A 15,606-nucleotide genomic window follows, 5' to 3' on the forward strand; every position below is an offset into this window, starting at 1 on the left:
GGCATTTTTTTGCAGTGAAACAAACCATCGATGATCAACTGTGGAGCGAGCCTGCTCGCGATAACGTTCAGTAACATCTCAGTTGGCTGACACACCGTCATCGCGAGCAGGCTCGCTCCCACAAGGAGTCCTGGGGTTTACTGGATATCTTCCGGCTTGACGATCACCCAGTTCTTGTCCGCCGTCACTGGCAGCCCTTCCTTGGCCTGGGCCGCGGCGTGCTTGGCCATCATGCCGTTGATCTGGTCCATGTACTTGTCCTTGCGGTTGACCCACAGGTGAATGCCACCCTTGGCCACGTTCACATCGTGGAACAGCATGTAGCCGTCGCTGCTGGGGGTGTCGCCAGCCACAAGCACCGGTTTTTTCCATTCGTCGATGTACGTCAGGATTGCCGCGTGCTTGCCGGCCATCCAGGTCGCCGGAGTCCACAGATACGGTGTGTACTCAAGACTCAGGTTGGCCTTCTCGTCATATTTGCCATTGGTGATCTGCTTGCGGGCGGTGGTCAGTTCGCCGGTCTTGCGATCCTTGAGCAACGTGGTCACGCCGATGATGTTCTGCGGCTTGAGGTTGTAGCCGTACTTCGGATCGGCGGCGACCATGCGCACCAATTCTTCCGAAGCCGCGGTCATGACATAGACCTCGATGCCGTTTTCCATCAGTTTGTTGTACAGCTCGACCTGACCGGTGAAAATCTTCGGCGGGTTGACGTTGTAGTTGACCACCTTGTCGCCGTCGTAATACGTGGTCGGGACCGGCTTGCCAGAAGCCATCAATTCGTCGACGTAGCCTTTGAGTTCTTTGAGGGTAAAGCCGGAAAACACCTGGGCGACCCAGGGGTAGCAGACCATGTCGTCCACTTCGCACAAACGGTAGTAGTAGCTGAACAGGCTTTCCTTGTGTTCGGCCGTGTCTTTGAACGGCATCAGCTTCAGAGATGGGTCGAGGGTTTCGCGGGTGATGAGGCCCTTGTTCTCCATGAACGGCAGCAACGACTCTTCCAGGTCGTAGCGGTAACTGGTGTTGTCCATGTCGAACACCGCGTAGTTACCTTTGTTGGCGTTGGCCGCGATCATCGCGTCCAGCGCCTTGGCCTGTTCCGCTGGCCAGTGCTTGAGCTCAGTGGCGAGCGCCTGGCCAACGAGGCCCAGGCCCATGGCGACAACGAGAAGGTGAGGTGCAAGCTTCATCGGCGTTTCTCCAAGGTTCAAAGAACTCGACGCTAACAAATGCTTGTGACGTTTCTCTCCTGCCCGCGACCGCTTGCGTCTTGATACCGCCAGCGGCATGCCCATAAACGTCATTGCCTTATTCCATAAACGACAATCTACATACCTTTTTATTATTAATTCATTAGATATCAGGCTGTTAGGCTTCCCGCCTCGCAGTCGCGGCTTCAGGCGACTGGCACAAGTCCTATCGGAGTTTTTTTGATGAATCTGCCGCTGATCCTCAATCTGCTGGTGTTCCTCGCCTTGCTGTTTGGTCTGGCGCAAACCCGTCACAGCACCTGGAGCCTGGCCAAAAAAGTCCTGCTGGCACTGGTGCTGGGCGTGGTGTTCGGCACCGTCCTGCACACGATTTACGGCGCCGGCAACCCGGTGTTGAAAGCATCGATCGGCTGGTTTGACCTGGTGGGCAACGGCTATGTGCAGTTGCTGCAAATGATCGTGATTCCGCTGGTCTTCGCTTCAATTCTCAGCGCGGTAGCGCGCCTGCATAACGCCTCATCCCTGGGCAAGATCAGCTTCCTGACCATCGGCACACTGCTGTTCACCACCGCCATCGCCGCCCTTATCGGTATCGGCCTGACCAACCTGTTCGGTCTCACCGCCGAAGGCCTGGTGGCCGGCAGCCAGGAAATCGCACGCCTGCAGGTGATCCAGAGCGACTATGCCGGCAAGGTCGCAGACCTGAATATCCCGCAGTTGCTGCTCTCGTTCGTTCCGCAGAACCCCTTTGCCGACCTGGCCCGGGCCAAGCCGACCTCGATCATCAGCGTGGTGATATTCGCGGCCTTCCTGGGTGTCGCGGCACTGCAATTGCTCAAGGATGACGTGGAAAAAGGTCAGAAAGTGGTCAACGCCATCGACACCCTGCAAAGCTGGGTGACACGTCTGGTGCGGCTGGTGATGAAGCTGACCCCGTACGGCGTGCTGGCGCTGATGACCAAAGTGGTGGCCGGCTCCAACGTCCAGGACATCGTCAAGCTTGGCAGTTTCGTGGTGGTGTCGTACCTGGGGCTGGGCCTGATGTTCGTGGTTCACGGTCTGCTGGTGTCCGCCGCTGGGATCAACCCGCTGCGATTCTTCCGCAAGATATGGCCGGTCCTGACCTTCGCCTTCACCAGCCGTTCCAGCGCCGCGACCATCCCGCTGAGCATCGAAGCCCAGACCAGCCGCCTCGGCATTCCACGGGCCATTGCCAGCTTCAGCGCGTCGTTCGGCGCCACCATCGGCCAGAACGGCTGCGCCGGCCTCTACCCGGCCATGCTGGCGGTGATGGTCGCACCGACCGTGGGCATCAACCCGCTGGATCCGGTGTGGCTCGCGACGCTGGTAGCGATCGTGACCTTGAGCTCGGCCGGGGTGGCCGGTGTCGGTGGAGGCGCGACATTTGCCGCGCTAATCGTGCTGCCGGCCATGGGCTTGCCGGTTTCACTGGTGGCGCTGCTGATTTCCGTCGAGCCACTGATCGACATGGGCCGCACAGCGTTGAACGTCAGCGGTTCGATCACTGCCGGGGCGATCACCAGCCAGGTGATGCAGCAGACCGACAAGGCTTTGCTGGATGCCGAGGAGCATGGGGAGTTGGTGCAGGCTTGATTGCCCGATACTTGTGGGAGTAAAGCTTGCTCGCGAAGAACGGATGCGGTTCGACTGAAGCGCCGCGTCGTCTGAATCGCGAGCAAGCTTTGCTCCCACATGGCTTACAGCTTTTCCCACACCTCAAAGCTGTAGGCCGGCTTGTCACCCTCGGCCGGGTTCGGCTGGTTCGATACCTGTTTCCACTGGCTCGAATCGAACGCCGGAAACCAGGCATCGCCATCCGGGCTCAGCGCCACACGGGTCAGGTACAGTCGGTCCGCCTGCTCCAGGGCCTGGGCGTACAGCTGGGCGCCGCCGATCAGCATCAGTTCGTCGACACCCTGCTGCAACGCCCACGCCTCGGCCCGTTCCACCGCTGCCTCCAGCGTGGAAAAGACTTCCGCGCCCTCCAGCACGAGGCCAGGCTGACGACTGACCACGATGTTCAAGCGCCCCGGCAGCGGCCGCCCCAGGGAGTCCCAGGTCTTGCGGCCCATGATGATGGGCTTGCCCAAGGTGGTAGCCTTGAAGTATTTAAAGTCCCCCGGCAAGTGCCAGGGCATGCTGTTGTCGACGCCGATCACACGGTTTTCACCGAGGGCTGCGATCAGGCTTAAAGGGAGTGTTTTTTTCATGCCGGCGAGGATACCAGAGGCCACAGCGGTTATGCTCAACCCTCATTTGCGACGGAAGCGCCTGTGTCTGAGCCTCTGACTGAACTGCACGACCTCTGGTTGACCGAGACGGTACGTCTGCGTGAAGAACACGCCGGCCCGCTCGAAGATCAGGAGGCCAATCGCCTGGCCCGCGCGGCGGGTGGCGATTTATCCAGCCGTATCCGTCACCGCGCCCGCTGGCTGGCCGAGCGCGACGGGCTCAGCCAGGCCTTGCATCACTGGCTGCAAGGGGCGCGCCTGGCGCTGATCATAATGGCTGTACTCGCCATCATCAGTGGCGCTGGCCTGGGCTTTGCCGCACTCGGCGACGGACGCACGCCGGTCAATGTGTTCTGGGCCCTGGGCAGCCTGTTGGCGTTGAACCTGATCTTGCTTATCGGCTGGGCCCTGGGCCTGATCTTTGCGGGTGAGCAAGGTGCAGCGCTGGGGCGCCTGTGGTTGTGGCTCAGCGAAAAACTCGCCCGCGACGCCAAGGCTGCGCAACTTGCGCCAGCCCTGCTCCTGCTATTGCAACGGCACAAGCTCAATCGCTGGGCCCTCGGTGCGCTGGTCAATGGTTTGTGGCTGCTGGCGATGCTCAGCGCGCTGGTCATCGTACTGATGCTGATGGCCACCCGGCGCTACGGTTTTGTATGGGAAACCACCATTCTCGGCGGTGAGACCTTTGTCGTCATGACCCAGGCCCTCGGCGCCCTGCCCGCCCTACTGGGTTTGAGCGGTCCAACCGAAGAGATGATTCGCGCCAGTGGCGACGCCGCGCTGAATATCGAAAGCGCCCGCCAGGCCTGGGCCGCTTGGCTGGTGGGCGTGACGCTGGTCTACGGCGTGTTGCCGCGCCTGTGTCTGGCGCTGTTGTGCCTGTGGCGCTGGCGTCGCGGCCGCGCCACGCTGCGCCTGGACTTGAACCTGCCAGGTTATGCCCAACTGCGGGAGCGGCTGATGCCCAGTAGCGAGCGCCTGGGCATCAGCGATGCCGCGCCCGCGCAATTGCATCAAATTGAAAGTGACGTTGGCGCGCTGCAAAGCGACGGTGCGCTGCTGGTGGCGATCGAACTGGACGACCGGCCTTGGCCACCGAAACTGCCAGGCACGGTGAAAAACGCCGGAGTGCTCGACAGCCGCGAATCGCGCCACAAGCTCCTCGAACAATTGTCACGCTTTCCGCCCGCGCGCCTGGCGATTGCCTGCGACCCACGACGTTCACCGGATCGTGGCAGCCTGGCGCTGATCGCCGAACTGGCCCGCAGCGCCAGCGCCACCCGCATCTGGTTGTTGCAGGCACCGCCCGGGCAAGCGCTGGACGCTGAACGCCTGGGCGATTGGCACAACGCGCTGCAACAGTTGCAATTGCCCTTCGCGGACTGCGCGCCTTTGAACTGGCTGGAGACCGGCCATGACTGAACCCACCAAGCCGCTGAAGCTGGCCGTGGTTGGCCACACCAATGTGGGCAAAACCTCCTTGCTGCGCACACTGACCCGGGACGTCGGCTTCGGCGAAGTGTCCCACCGCCCCAGCACAACCCGACACGTCGAGGGCGCGCGCCTGTCGGTGGACGGCGAAGCGTTGCTGGAGCTGTACGACACGCCGGGCCTGGAAGACGCCATCGCCCTGCTTGACTACCTCGAACGCTTGGAGCGCCCCGGTGAGCGCTTGGACGGGCCGGCACGCCTGGCGCGATTCCTGGACGGCAGCGAGGCACGACAACGCTTCGAACAGGAAGCCAAAGTGCTGCGACAATTGCTCGCCAGCGATGCCGGACTCTATGTGATCGATGCGCGAGAGCCGGTGCTGGCCAAGTACCGGGATGAGCTTCAAGTACTCGCCAGTTGCGGCAAACCGCTGCTGCCAGTGTTGAATTTCGTCAGCAGCGCCAGCCACCGCGAGCCCGACTGGCGCGAAGCCCTGGCACGGTTGGGGCTGCACGCTCTGGTGCGTTTCGACAGCGTCGCTCCGCCCGAGGATGGCGAGCGACGCCTGTATGAAAGCCTCGCCCTGTTGCTGGAAAGCGCCCGTGGGCAACTGGAACGACTGGTCGCCGATCAACAGGCCCAACGCCTGGCCCGTCAGCAGAGCGCGCAGCGCTTGATCGCCGAACTGCTGATCGATTGCGCCGCTTGCCGACGCAGCGTAGCCAGCGATGCCGAGCTGGAACGACAGGCCATCAGCGAGCTGCGCAACGCCGTACGTCAACGGGAGCAGCGCTGCGTCGAAGCCTTGCTCAAGCTCTACGCCTTCCGTCCCCAGGACGCCGCGGCTAGCGATTTGCCTCTACTTGACGGCCGCTGGGGCGATGACCTGTTCAATCCCGACACCCTCAAACAGCTGGGTGTACGTGTGGGTGGTGGGATCGCCGCGGGCGCAGCGGCCGGTGCCGGCGTGGATTTGCTGGTGGGCGGTCTGACCCTCGGCGCCGCCGCCCTGGCCGGCGCCATTGCCGGTGGCGCCCTGCAAACCGCCCGCAGCTACGGGAACAGGTTGATGGGCAAGCTCAAGGGCCAGCGGGAGCTGACAGTGGACGACAGTGTGCTACGCCTGTTGGCCCTGCGCCAACGGCAACTGTTGCAAGCCCTCAACCAGCGCGGCCATGCGGCAATGGACAGCATCCACATCGCCACACCCCAGGATAAAACCTGGCGCGAGGGCAAACTGCCCGAAGCGCTGAACAAGGCCAGAGCGTACCCGCAATGGTCGTCGCTTAATCCGCAGGCGCGGTTGAGCCAATCGGAACGCCAGGAACAGATCGAGCAGCTGGCTGAGCAGCTCTAGATGACACAACCCCTGTGGCAAGGGGATTTGTGGGAGCAAGGCTTGCCCGCGATGAGAGCGTCGCTACCGGTGCTTATTCGTCGGTCAAGGCCCTGAGCGCCGCCGCAGCTTCTGCCAATTCCAACTCACTGAACACTTGCACCCCATGACGTTTGAGCAAGGCCGCCGTCACACCTTCGCCAGGCACTTTCACGCCGCTGAACGTCCCGTCGTAGGTCAGCAGATTGCCGCACGACGGGCTGTTGGCCTTGAGCACGGCGATACGGATAGCGTGTTCGCACACCCGCTCCAGCGCTTGATACGCGCCGGACAGAAACTGTTCACTGACGTCTTCACCCTCGGTGGTGATCACCGTCGCCTGGCCGTCGAGCACCTGCGTGCCTTGCCCACCGGGAATTTCTGCCGCCGCCCGAGGCGTGGGCAAGCCGCCGGCGACTTCCGGGCACAGCGGCACGACCCGACCTTCGTCGAGCCAACGTTGAAGCTGATCGAACGGGCCACTGGCACCGCCGTCGTAGCGCACGCGATGTCCGAGCAGGCAGCGGCTGACGAGGATCTTTTCCATGCTCAGAACACCTCGGTGCCGCGGCGCCGGAACCAGCCGGTCAAGGACAGGCGATCCCGCGCAGCAGGCAGGACTTCATGGGGGATGTCCCCCGACAGGAACACCACCAGACAACCGCCGGTGGGCACCACGTCGTGCTCCACGCCATCGTCCAGGTACATGCGTAACTGGCCGCCATGCTCCGGCAACCAGGCGTCGTTGAGGTAAAGCACCGCCGACACCATGCGTCGATCGTCATCGCGAAAGCGGTCGACGTGCTTGAGGTAGAAGGCGCCGGGAGGGTACAGCGCGAAGTGGCTTTCGAAATCCTCCAGCCCCAGGAACAACCCGCGATTGATCGCCTCCCGCAAGCTGTCCATCAAGCCCAGGTAACGGTCGCACGCTTGCGCCTGACCGGGCTCGATCCATTGGATACGATCACCCCGAATCCCTTCACGAATCTCCGAAAACGGCCCACGTCCGACCGCCGCCGGAGCCAGCTCGCCTTCGGCGGCGCGCTGGCGACATTCGGCTGCCAGGGCGCGGGTCAGCGCATCCGGCAGGAAGATATTCTGCTGCGACCAGCCGCGCTCGGCCAGGTCGTCGACGATACGTAACAGCAGTGGGTGATCAGAAGGTATTTGCATGGCGCGCATAGTATTCCTGTGCCTGCAAAACCGACAGCGCCGCGCAGCGGGTTTGTCACGCCTGATGGCGCAGGCGCAGGAACTTGATACGAATTCTCGACAAGTCCCCACACCCCACGGAGAATAGTCGGCTGCTGACAGGAGTCCCTATGCGCCGTTTGCTTTTCTCATTGTTGATGTTCTGTGCGTTGCCCGCCTGGGCAGACAGCTACGACCAGTTGTACAAGGTCGCCGGCTGGCCGGAACAACGGGCGCATTTCAATGACGCCTTGAGCGCCGCGCAGCAGCGTTACCAGAGCAGCCTGCCACCGGCAGTGTTCCAGGCACTGGTCAACAACAGCAATCAACGCTTTGCCCCCCAGGCCATGGACCAGCGGGCCGAGGCGCAATTGCGCAAGAACCTCACTGACCCAGCCCCGGCCCTGAGTTTTTTTCAGTCGCCCCTGGGCCGCAAAGTCGTGGCAGCCGAGCTGCTGGCGACCCGTCGCGACCAATTGGCGAAGAACGCCAAGGGCCTGCCGAAGATGCAAGTCAGTGACAACCGCCTATTGATCATCGGCCATCTGGCCCAGTCCCTGCCCGCCCGCGAGGCCGGCGCGGAAGTCAGCCTGGCGATCGCCGGCGTGGCGGCGGACAGCCTGAGCTCGATGATCCCCGGCCTGCTGGGTGCTGGCCAGGCCCAGGGCATGCTGAACGGTCAGCGCCAGCGTCTGATGGAGCAGATCGGCGCGGACTTGAACAACACGCTGCTGTACGTCTACCGCGACCTGACGGACACCGAGCTGGAGGAGTTCGCCACCTTCGCCGAGTCGGCTGAGGGCCAGGCTTATTATCAAGCGGCCTTGGCAGCGATTCGGGCGGGGTTGGCGGTGGGGCAAACTCTCGGGCAATAGATAGATCTTCAGCGCCCCTGACACCGCTATCGCGAGCAGGCTCGCTCCCACAGGGTGTTTGAGTGAACTCAGATTTTGTGATCGTCGAAAAACCCGTGTGGGAGCGAGCCTGCTCTGGATAGCAATAGCCCGGTCAGCGCCGAACCCGGCTCATCCGCTTCGTCAGAAATCCAAACATCTCCTGCCGCATCGCCAGCGCCTCATTCGCCAGGTGATGCCGACCTTCGGGCAACATCAGCACCTGGGGCCGATCGAACTTGCTGCGCAACACTTGCAGGTTATGCGCCCAATCCACCGTCATGTCCGCCTGGCCCTGCACGATCAAGGGCTGGCGCGGGCTGCTCGGGGCGACTTCGATACGCTTGATCCATTGCCCCAACGCTCCGACCCACGCGGTGGGCAGGCGCAGCGGTTGCAACGGGTCGGCTTGCAGGAATGGCAGGAAGTCCGGGTCGGTGGAGTTCTCGCTGAAACGTCGGGCGATGCCGGTTACAAAGGGTTTGAGCAAGTAGTAACTCAGGCGCGACCAGCCCCAGGCCCGCGGCCGTACCAAGGGCGACAGCAGTATGACCTGACCTTGGGCAGGGCTGTGCTGGCCTTGGTTGAGCACGTGATCAACCACGATGGCCCCTCCGGTGCTTTGTCCGCACAGATGCCAGGGTTGCGGCAGCTCCAGCGTCCCGGCCTCGGTCAGCAGGGCTTGCAACGTGGCCTGGTACTCGGCGAAATCACCGATGCTGGCGCGTTCGCCACTGGACAGGCCGTGGCCCGGCAGGTCGCAGGCGATCACGGCGAATTTCTGCTCCAGCGCCCACTCGATCAAGTGCCGGTACAACCCCATATGGTCGTAATAGCCGTGGAACAGAAACAGCGTCGCTAGCGCTTTTTCCGGCCACCAGACCTGACCGACCAGCTCATATCCGTCTATCTCGAAACGCCCCAGGCCCTTGCGCAACGTGCGGTGGGGGAAATCCAGGCCGTAGAACCGCTGATAAGCCAGCGCCTGCGCAGACAGCGGCTGCCACTGAGCCAAAGGTTGCAGGCTGGCACGCAGGTGATCGGGGTCGAAACTGACGGGCATAGGATTTCCACATAAAAGCGCAACGCGCGAAACAGACTTTGTAGGCCTGCGATATTCATCTGTCGCGCCAGGCATGGCAAGCTACGCGGCCTCAGAGGATCGACTCCATGCGCCCGTCCCACCGCACGACCTTGCTTGCCAGCTTGCTTGCCCTCGGGTGCGCCGCCGTGTTGTGGATCGCCTACGACTGGTTCCAGGGCCGCTTTCTGCGAGCGTTCAGCGAACACACGGCGGTATTTTCCGGCGACCCTTTGCGCCTCCCCCCCGGCCTGGCCGGCCCTGGCCCGATCCGTCTGGTGCATTTCTGGGATCCCGCCTGCCCATGCAACGTCGGCAACCAACAGCACCTTTCCGAGCTGGTGGAGAAATACGCCCCCCAAGGCGTCGAGTTTTATGCAGTCCAAAAAACCGGCAGTCAGGGCCAATTGCCGACCACGCTGAGCAGCCTCAAACCGCTTTCGGTGCTCCCCGGCTCAAGCCAGATTCCCGCCAGCCCGGCGGTGGCGATCTGGGATCGCAGCGGCAAACTGGCGTACTTCGGCCCCTACAGCGAAGGCCTGACCTGCAATTCGAGCAACAGCTTCATCGAGCCGATTCTCGAGGCCCTGAGCAGCGGCCGGGCGGTGAATGCGACCCACACGCTGGCGGTAGGGTGTTATTGCCCGTGGGGGCAGGACACATCCGCCAAAGAATAGGCCGCAGGGAAAATCCCCCAAGCAAGGATACGCAGACACCCGGCGGCATGTTAAACATGGGAATAAACAGCGAAACCATGGGACCGCTGTCACTAATAAGGATTTAGCATGAAACGCACCCTCATCGCCTTCCTGTCATTGGTCGTCACCGCCATCATCGTCGCGGGCGGCTACCTCTACAGCAAGCAGCCCACCCGCCAGGGCACGGTGCAGCTGCAAGGTCTGCAAGGCTCGGTGACCGTGCGCTACGACGAACGCGGCGTGCCGCATATCCGTGCTGAAAACGAAACCGACCTGTACCGCGCCCTGGGTTATGTCCATGCCCAGGACCGGCTGTTTCAAATGGAGATCATGCGCCGCCTCGCCCGTGGCGAACTGGCCGAGGTGCTCGGGCCGAAGCTGCTCGACACCGACAAACTGATGCGCAGCCTGCGCATTCGCGAACGCGCCGCGACCTATCTGACGGAACAGGACCCACAGTCCCCGGCCTGGATCGCGATGCAGGCGTACCTGGATGGCATCAACCGCTATCAGGAAACCCACACCAGGCCGGTGGAGTTCGATGTGCTGGGCATCCCCAAGCGTCCTTTCACCGCCGAGGACACCGTGAGCATTGCCGGCTACATGGCCTACAGTTTTGCGGCAGCGTTTCGCACCGAGCCGCTTTTGACTTACGTGCGCGATCAGCTGGGCAGCGACTACCTGAACATTTTCGACCTCGACTGGCAGCCCAAGGGCGTGCTGGCCGAGACTCGCAAGAGCGGCCTGCCCCTGGCCGCCGCCGACTGGAAAGACCTCAACGCCCTGGCCCGTCTGAGTGAACAGGCCCTGGCCGAAAACGGCCTGCCGCAGTTCGAAGGCAGCAACGCCTGGGCGGTCTCCGGCAGCCGCACCCACAGCGGCAAACCGTTGCTGGCGGGCGACCCGCATATCCGCTTTTCCGCGCCCTCGGTGTGGTACGAGGCGCACCTGTCGGCCCCGGGTTTCGAGCTTTATGGGCACTACCAGGCGCTGATGCCCTTTGCGACGCTGGGCATGAACAAGGATTTCGGCTGGAGCGTCACGATGTTCCAGAACGACGACCTGGACCTGATCGTCGAACGGGTCAACCCGGATAATCCCGAGCAGGTCTGGTATCGCGACCAATGGGTGGACATGACCCGCAGCGAACAACAGATCGCAGTCAAGGGCCAGGCGCCGGTGACGCTGCAACTGCGCCAGTCGCCCCATGGCCCGATCGTCAACGACGCCCTCGGCGCCAACGCCGGCAAGACACCTATCGCCATGTGGTGGGGGTTCCTGGAAAGCCGCAACCCGATCCTCGAAGCCTTCTACCAGCTCAATCGCGCCGACACCCTGACCAAGGCTCGCAGCGCGTCAGCCAAGATCCACGCGCCAGGGCTGAATGTGGTGTGGGCCAACGCCAAGGGCGATATCGGTTGGTGGGCCGCGGCGCAATTGCCCAAGCGGCCGGCCGGCGTGCAGCCCGGTTTCATGCTCGATGGCGGCAGCGCAGAGGCGCAAAAGGAGGGCTTCTACCCTTTCAGCAGCAACCCCCAGGAAGAGAACCCGGCCCGAGGCTACATCGTGTCGGCCAATTTCCAGCCGGTATCGGCCAGCGGCATCGAGATTGCGGGTTACTACAACCTTGCCGATCGCGGCCAGAAACTCAACCTCCAACTGGGCGACAAGCAGGCCAAGTGGGACATCGAAACCACCCGCAAACTGCAATTGGGCACCACCACCGCCTACGGTCCGCGTTTGCTCGCGCCTTTGCTGCCGGTGCTGCGTAACGGGGTCAGCGCCCCCCAGGAGCGCAAATGGGTGGAACAACTGGCCCAATGGCAGGGCGACTATCCGCTGGACTCCATAAGCGCCACGCTGTTCAACCAGTTCCTCTTTAACCTGGCCGACGCCGCGCTGCACGATGAATTGGGCGACGGGCTCTTCGAAACCGCGCTGTCGACCCGAGTGATCGACGCCGCGCTGCCACGCCTGGCGGCATCAGAGGATTCACCCTGGTGGGACGATCGCACCACCCCCGGCAAGGAGACCCGTGCCGAAACAGTGATGAGCGCCTGGGGCAAGAGCCTGGCGCACCTGAAGGCCACCCTGGGTGACGATGCCAGCCAATGGCAATGGGGCAAGGCGCACACCCTCACCCACGGTCATCCGCTGGGCCTGCAAAAGCCGCTGGACCGGATCTTCAACGTCGGCCCCTTTGCTGCTCCCGGTACCCATGAAGTGCCCAACAACCTCTCGGCCAAAATCGGTCCGGCGCCCTGGCCAGTGACCTATGGCCCGTCCACCCGACGCATTATCGACTTTGCCGATCCGGCCCACAGCATCACGGTCAACCCCGTCGGCCAAAGCGGCGTGCCGTTCGACGCGCATTACGCGGATCAGGCCGAGGCTTACATCGAAGGGCTGTACTACCAGGCGCATCTGGCCGAAATAGAAGTGATGGCCAATACCCGCAGCACCTTGAAGCTGCTGCCGGTCGGGGCTAAGCCTTGAGCCCAATGACGGGTAACGCTTTTCATCAATCAACAGGCTTGGACGCTATTTATGGTCAAGACTGGAAGGGTTTAACAACTACCCCCTCTTTATGGAGTCAACCCCATGTTCATCAACTGGTCCGAACTGCTGCCCACCATCAAAAGTGCCTTCGGCGCCCTGGGCAAAAGCAATCCGAAAATGGTCAAGGCCTACATGGCCCTGGATGAAGCCGCGGCCGATAACAACGTGCTGGATGCCAAGACCCGGGAGCTGATCTCCATCGCCGTGGCGATCACGACCCGCTGCGACGGCTGCATCGGCGTGCATACCGATGCGGCCATCAAGGCCGGCGCCACCCGCGAAGAGATCGCCGCCACCCTGGCCACCGCGGTTTCTCTGAATGCCGGCGCGGCGTATATCTACTCCCTGCGGGCGCTGGAAGCACATGATGCGTTGAAGAAGTGAGAGGCGATCACTGAGATCTTCATTGACTGCTACGCCGCTATCGCGAGCAGGCTCGCTTCCACATTGGATTTGGGCCTGATCCCGGATTTGTGGGCAACAAAAAGACCTGTGGGAGCCTCGCTGTCCCTGGAAAGGATGGCTAAATAAACCATCCAAGACAGTTGCTCCCACAGTGACTCAGCGTCCGGTCAGACCGGCGCGGCTGCCCGGCGCGGGTCTGGCTGTTTCCAGGAGTCGGCGGCGCTTTCTTCGATGGCTTGCTGGATCGCCCGCTTGCGGTTTTCTTCGGCGCGGTGGCTGAAGTACCAGACCAGGAAAGTCACCAACGATACGGCCAGCAGGATCAGGCTCGCCACGGCATTGATTTCCGGTTTGACCCCCAGGCGTACCGCCGAGAACACTTCCATCGGCAAGGTTGTCGAGCCCGGGCCGGAGACGAAACTCGCCAGCACCAGATCGTCCAGCGACAAGGCGAACGACATCATGCCCCCCGCCGCCAGCGATGGCGCGATCATCGGGATGGTGATCAGGAAGAACACCTTCCACGGCCGCGCCCCCAGGTCCATGGCCGCTTCTTCGATAGACAGGTCCAGTTCACGCAAGCGTGCCGAGACCACCACCGCCACATAGGCCGAGCAGAACGTGGTGTGGGCGATCCAGATCGTGACGATGCCACGTTCCTGGGGCCAGCCGATCATCTGCGCCATCGCCACGAACAGCAGCAACAGCGACAGACCGGTGATCACCTCCGGCATCACCAATGGTGCGGTGACCAGGCCGCCGAACAGCGTGCGACCCTTGAAATGGGTAATACGGGTCAACACGAAGGCCGCCAGTGTCCCCAGGGCCACTGCGGCGATCGCCGTATAGCAGGCGATTTCCAGCGAGCGCACCACCGAGCCCATCAACTGGCTGTTGTCCAGCAGACCGACGTACCACTTGATCGACCAGCCGCCCCACACCGTCACCAGTTTCGAAGCGTTGAAGGAGTAAATCACCAGGATCAGCATTGGCGCATAGATGAACAGCAGACCCAGCACCAGCATCAGGCTTGAAAAACTGAAGCGCTTCATTCCTTGCCCTCCATTTCTTTGGCCTGACTGCGGTTGAACAGGATGATGGGCACGATCAGGATCGCCAGCATCACCACTGCCAGCGCGGACGCCACCGGCCAGTCACGGTTGTTGAAGAATTCCTGCCACAGCACTTTGCCGATCATCAGGGTTTCCGGGCCACCCAGCAGTTCCGGGATCACGAACTCGCCCACCACCGGGATGAACACCAGCATGCAGCCGGCGATGATGCCGTTCTTGGACAACGGTACGGTGATTTTCCAGAAACTGTTGAAGGTGCTCGACCCCAGGTCGGACGCCGCCTCCAGTAGGCTCGGGTCGTGCTTCACCAGGTTGGCGTAGAGCGGCAGGATCATGAACGGCAGGTACGAGTAGACGATGCCGATGTAGACCGCCAGATTGGTGTTGAGGATCTGCAGCGGTTCGCTGATCCAGCCCATGCTCATCAAAAAGCCGTTGAGCAGACCGTTGTTGCTGAGGATACCCATCCACGCATAGACGCGGATCAGGATCGCGGTCCAGGTCGGCATCATGATCAGCAGCAGGAGCACCGTTTGCAGGTCCGGGCGGGCCTTGGCGATGGCGTAGGCCATCGGGTAGCCGATCAGCAGGCACAAGACGGTGCTGATCAGGGCCATCTTCAGCGAGCCGAGGTAGGCGGCGATGTACAGATCATCTTCGCTGAGCAGCACATAGTTACTGAAGTTGAGCAGCACCTGCAGCTTCTGGTCGATGTAGCTGTAGATCTCGGTGTACGGCGGAATGGCCACGTCGGCTTCGGCAAAACTGATCTTCAGGACGATGAAGAACGGCAGCATGAAGAACAGGAACAGCCAGATGAAGGGCACCCCGATGACCAGTTGACGGCCACCGGGCGTTATTCGGTCGAGTCGGCGTTTGAATTTGCGCATGTTCATGAGCGAAGCACCACGCCGCTGTCGTCTTCCCACCACACGAATACCTGGTCGCCCCAGGTCGGACGCTGACCCCGGCGCTCGGCGTTGGCGACAAAGGACTGCACCAGCTTGCCGCTCGGCAATTCGACGTAGAACACCGAATGGCCGCCCAGATAGGCAATGTCATGGACCTTGCCGCTGGACCAGTTGTGCTCGCAGTCCGGCTGCTCGGCGGTGACCAGCAGTTTTTCCGGGCGGATGGCGTAGGTGACCGATTTGTCCTGCACCGAGGTACTGATGCCGTGGCCCACGTAGATGTTGCGGTCCAGGTCCTTGCAAGTCAGCACCGCGTGGCCTTCGGCGTCGTCCACCACTTCGGTCTCGAAGATGTTGACGTTGCCGATGAACTCGCAGACCAGCCGGCTGGTGGGGGTTTCGTAGATGTCGATCGGGCTGCCGATCTGGGCGATCCAGCCCAGGTGCATGATCGCGATGCGCTCGGCCATGGTCATGGCCTCTTCCTGATCGTGGGTCACCATGACGCAGGTTACGCCAACCC

15 protein-coding genes are annotated in these 15,606 nt (G+C 62.2%); 7 read left to right on the forward strand and 8 right to left on the reverse strand.

Annotated features, from left to right (window positions below):
* Nucleotides 1-137: 137 nt before the first annotated feature.
* On the reverse strand, nt 138-1,193 hold the full coding sequence (locus GSM73_RS22205; protein WP_160893842.1) for a haloacid dehalogenase-like hydrolase: 1,056 nt from the start codon (nt 1,191-1,193) through the stop codon (nt 138-140).
* Nucleotides 1,194-1,436: 243 nt separating this feature from the next.
* On the opposite strand from GSM73_RS22205, the gene GSM73_RS22210 reads away from it, so the two are divergent.
* Nucleotides 1,437-2,828 (forward strand): L-cystine transporter, encoded by a 1,392-nt coding sequence (locus GSM73_RS22210; RefSeq protein ID WP_160893844.1) that lies wholly within the window; start codon nt 1,437-1,439, stop codon nt 2,826-2,828.
* A 104-nt stretch (nt 2,829-2,932) separates the two neighbouring features.
* On the opposite strand, the gene GSM73_RS22215 is transcribed toward GSM73_RS22210, so the two are convergent.
* Entirely contained in the window at nt 2,933-3,445 is a 513-nt protein-coding gene (locus GSM73_RS22215) for a dihydrofolate reductase (RefSeq protein ID WP_047226191.1), read from the reverse strand.
* 75 nt (nt 3,446-3,520) lie between these two features.
* Between GSM73_RS22215 and GSM73_RS22220 the strand changes: the two genes are divergently transcribed.
* Nucleotides 3,521-4,888 carry a DUF2868 domain-containing protein gene (locus tag GSM73_RS22220; protein ID WP_160893902.1) on the forward strand — a complete coding sequence of 456 codons (1,368 nt, stop codon included), beginning with the start codon at nt 3,521-3,523 and terminating at the stop codon, nt 4,886-4,888.
* On the forward strand, nt 4,881-6,254 hold the full coding sequence (locus GSM73_RS22225; RefSeq protein WP_160893846.1) for a GTPase/DUF3482 domain-containing protein: 1,374 nt from the start codon (nt 4,881-4,883) through the stop codon (nt 6,252-6,254). Before GSM73_RS22220 ends, GSM73_RS22225 begins: the two co-directional genes overlap by 8 nt.
* Nucleotides 6,255-6,327: 73 nt before the next feature.
* On the opposite strand, the gene GSM73_RS22230 is transcribed toward GSM73_RS22225, so the two are convergent.
* Nucleotides 6,328-6,819 carry a DUF523 domain-containing protein gene (locus GSM73_RS22230; RefSeq protein ID WP_160893848.1) on the reverse strand — a complete coding sequence of 164 codons (492 nt, stop codon included), beginning with the start codon at nt 6,817-6,819 and terminating at the stop codon, nt 6,328-6,330.
* Between the two features lie 2 nt (nt 6,820-6,821).
* Nucleotides 6,822-7,454, reverse strand: coding sequence for a 2OG-Fe(II) oxygenase (locus tag GSM73_RS22235; RefSeq protein ID WP_047226044.1), 633 nt, complete (start codon nt 7,452-7,454; stop codon nt 6,822-6,824).
* 140 nt (nt 7,455-7,594) lie between these two features.
* Here GSM73_RS22235 and GSM73_RS22240 point away from each other — a divergent pair, with 140 nt between their 5' ends.
* Nucleotides 7,595-8,338 carry a DUF2059 domain-containing protein gene (locus GSM73_RS22240; protein WP_047226045.1) on the forward strand — a complete coding sequence of 248 codons (744 nt, stop codon included), beginning with the start codon at nt 7,595-7,597 and terminating at the stop codon, nt 8,336-8,338.
* A 133-nt stretch (nt 8,339-8,471) separates the two neighbouring features.
* On the opposite strand, the gene GSM73_RS22245 is transcribed toward GSM73_RS22240, so the two are convergent.
* Nucleotides 8,472-9,419: an alpha/beta hydrolase gene (locus GSM73_RS22245; protein ID WP_160893850.1), complete on the reverse strand. Its 948-nt coding sequence runs from the start codon at nt 9,417-9,419 to the stop codon at nt 8,472-8,474.
* Nucleotides 9,420-9,526: 107 nt separating this feature from the next.
* Between GSM73_RS22245 and GSM73_RS22250 the strand changes: the two genes are divergently transcribed.
* From GSM73_RS22250 to GSM73_RS22260, 3 genes are all read left to right on the forward strand, one after another.
* On the forward strand, nt 9,527-10,114 hold the full coding sequence (locus tag GSM73_RS22250) for a DUF6436 domain-containing protein (RefSeq protein ID WP_047226047.1): 588 nt from the start codon (nt 9,527-9,529) through the stop codon (nt 10,112-10,114).
* Between the two features lie 108 nt (nt 10,115-10,222).
* Complete coding sequence (locus GSM73_RS22255; RefSeq protein WP_160893852.1) at nt 10,223-12,631, forward strand: penicillin acylase family protein; 2,409 nt, start codon at nt 10,223-10,225, stop codon at nt 12,629-12,631.
* Nucleotides 12,632-12,736: 105 nt separating this feature from the next.
* Entirely contained in the window at nt 12,737-13,078 is a 342-nt protein-coding gene (locus GSM73_RS22260) for a carboxymuconolactone decarboxylase family protein (protein WP_047226049.1), read from the forward strand.
* 188 nt (nt 13,079-13,266) lie between these two features.
* Here the strand turns inward: GSM73_RS22260 and GSM73_RS22265 are convergent, their stop codons facing one another.
* The 3 genes from GSM73_RS22265 to GSM73_RS27790 form a co-directional block, all read right to left on the reverse strand.
* Complete coding sequence (locus tag GSM73_RS22265) at nt 13,267-14,151, reverse strand: ABC transporter permease subunit (RefSeq protein ID WP_047226050.1); 885 nt, start codon at nt 14,149-14,151, stop codon at nt 13,267-13,269.
* Nucleotides 14,148-15,068: an ABC transporter permease subunit gene (locus tag GSM73_RS22270; RefSeq protein ID WP_047226051.1), complete on the reverse strand. Its 921-nt coding sequence runs from the start codon at nt 15,066-15,068 to the stop codon at nt 14,148-14,150. Before GSM73_RS22270 ends, GSM73_RS22265 begins: the two co-directional genes overlap by 4 nt.
* Nucleotides 15,065-15,606 (reverse strand): TOBE domain-containing protein (locus GSM73_RS27790; protein WP_256677049.1); only part of this gene is annotated, 542 nt, incomplete at its 5' end. The genes GSM73_RS22270 and GSM73_RS27790, both read right to left, overlap by 4 nt.

The organism is Pseudomonas sp. PICF6 (assembly GCF_009831705.1).
Lineage (GTDB): Bacteria > Pseudomonadota > Gammaproteobacteria > Pseudomonadales > Pseudomonadaceae > Aquipseudomonas > Aquipseudomonas rhizophila.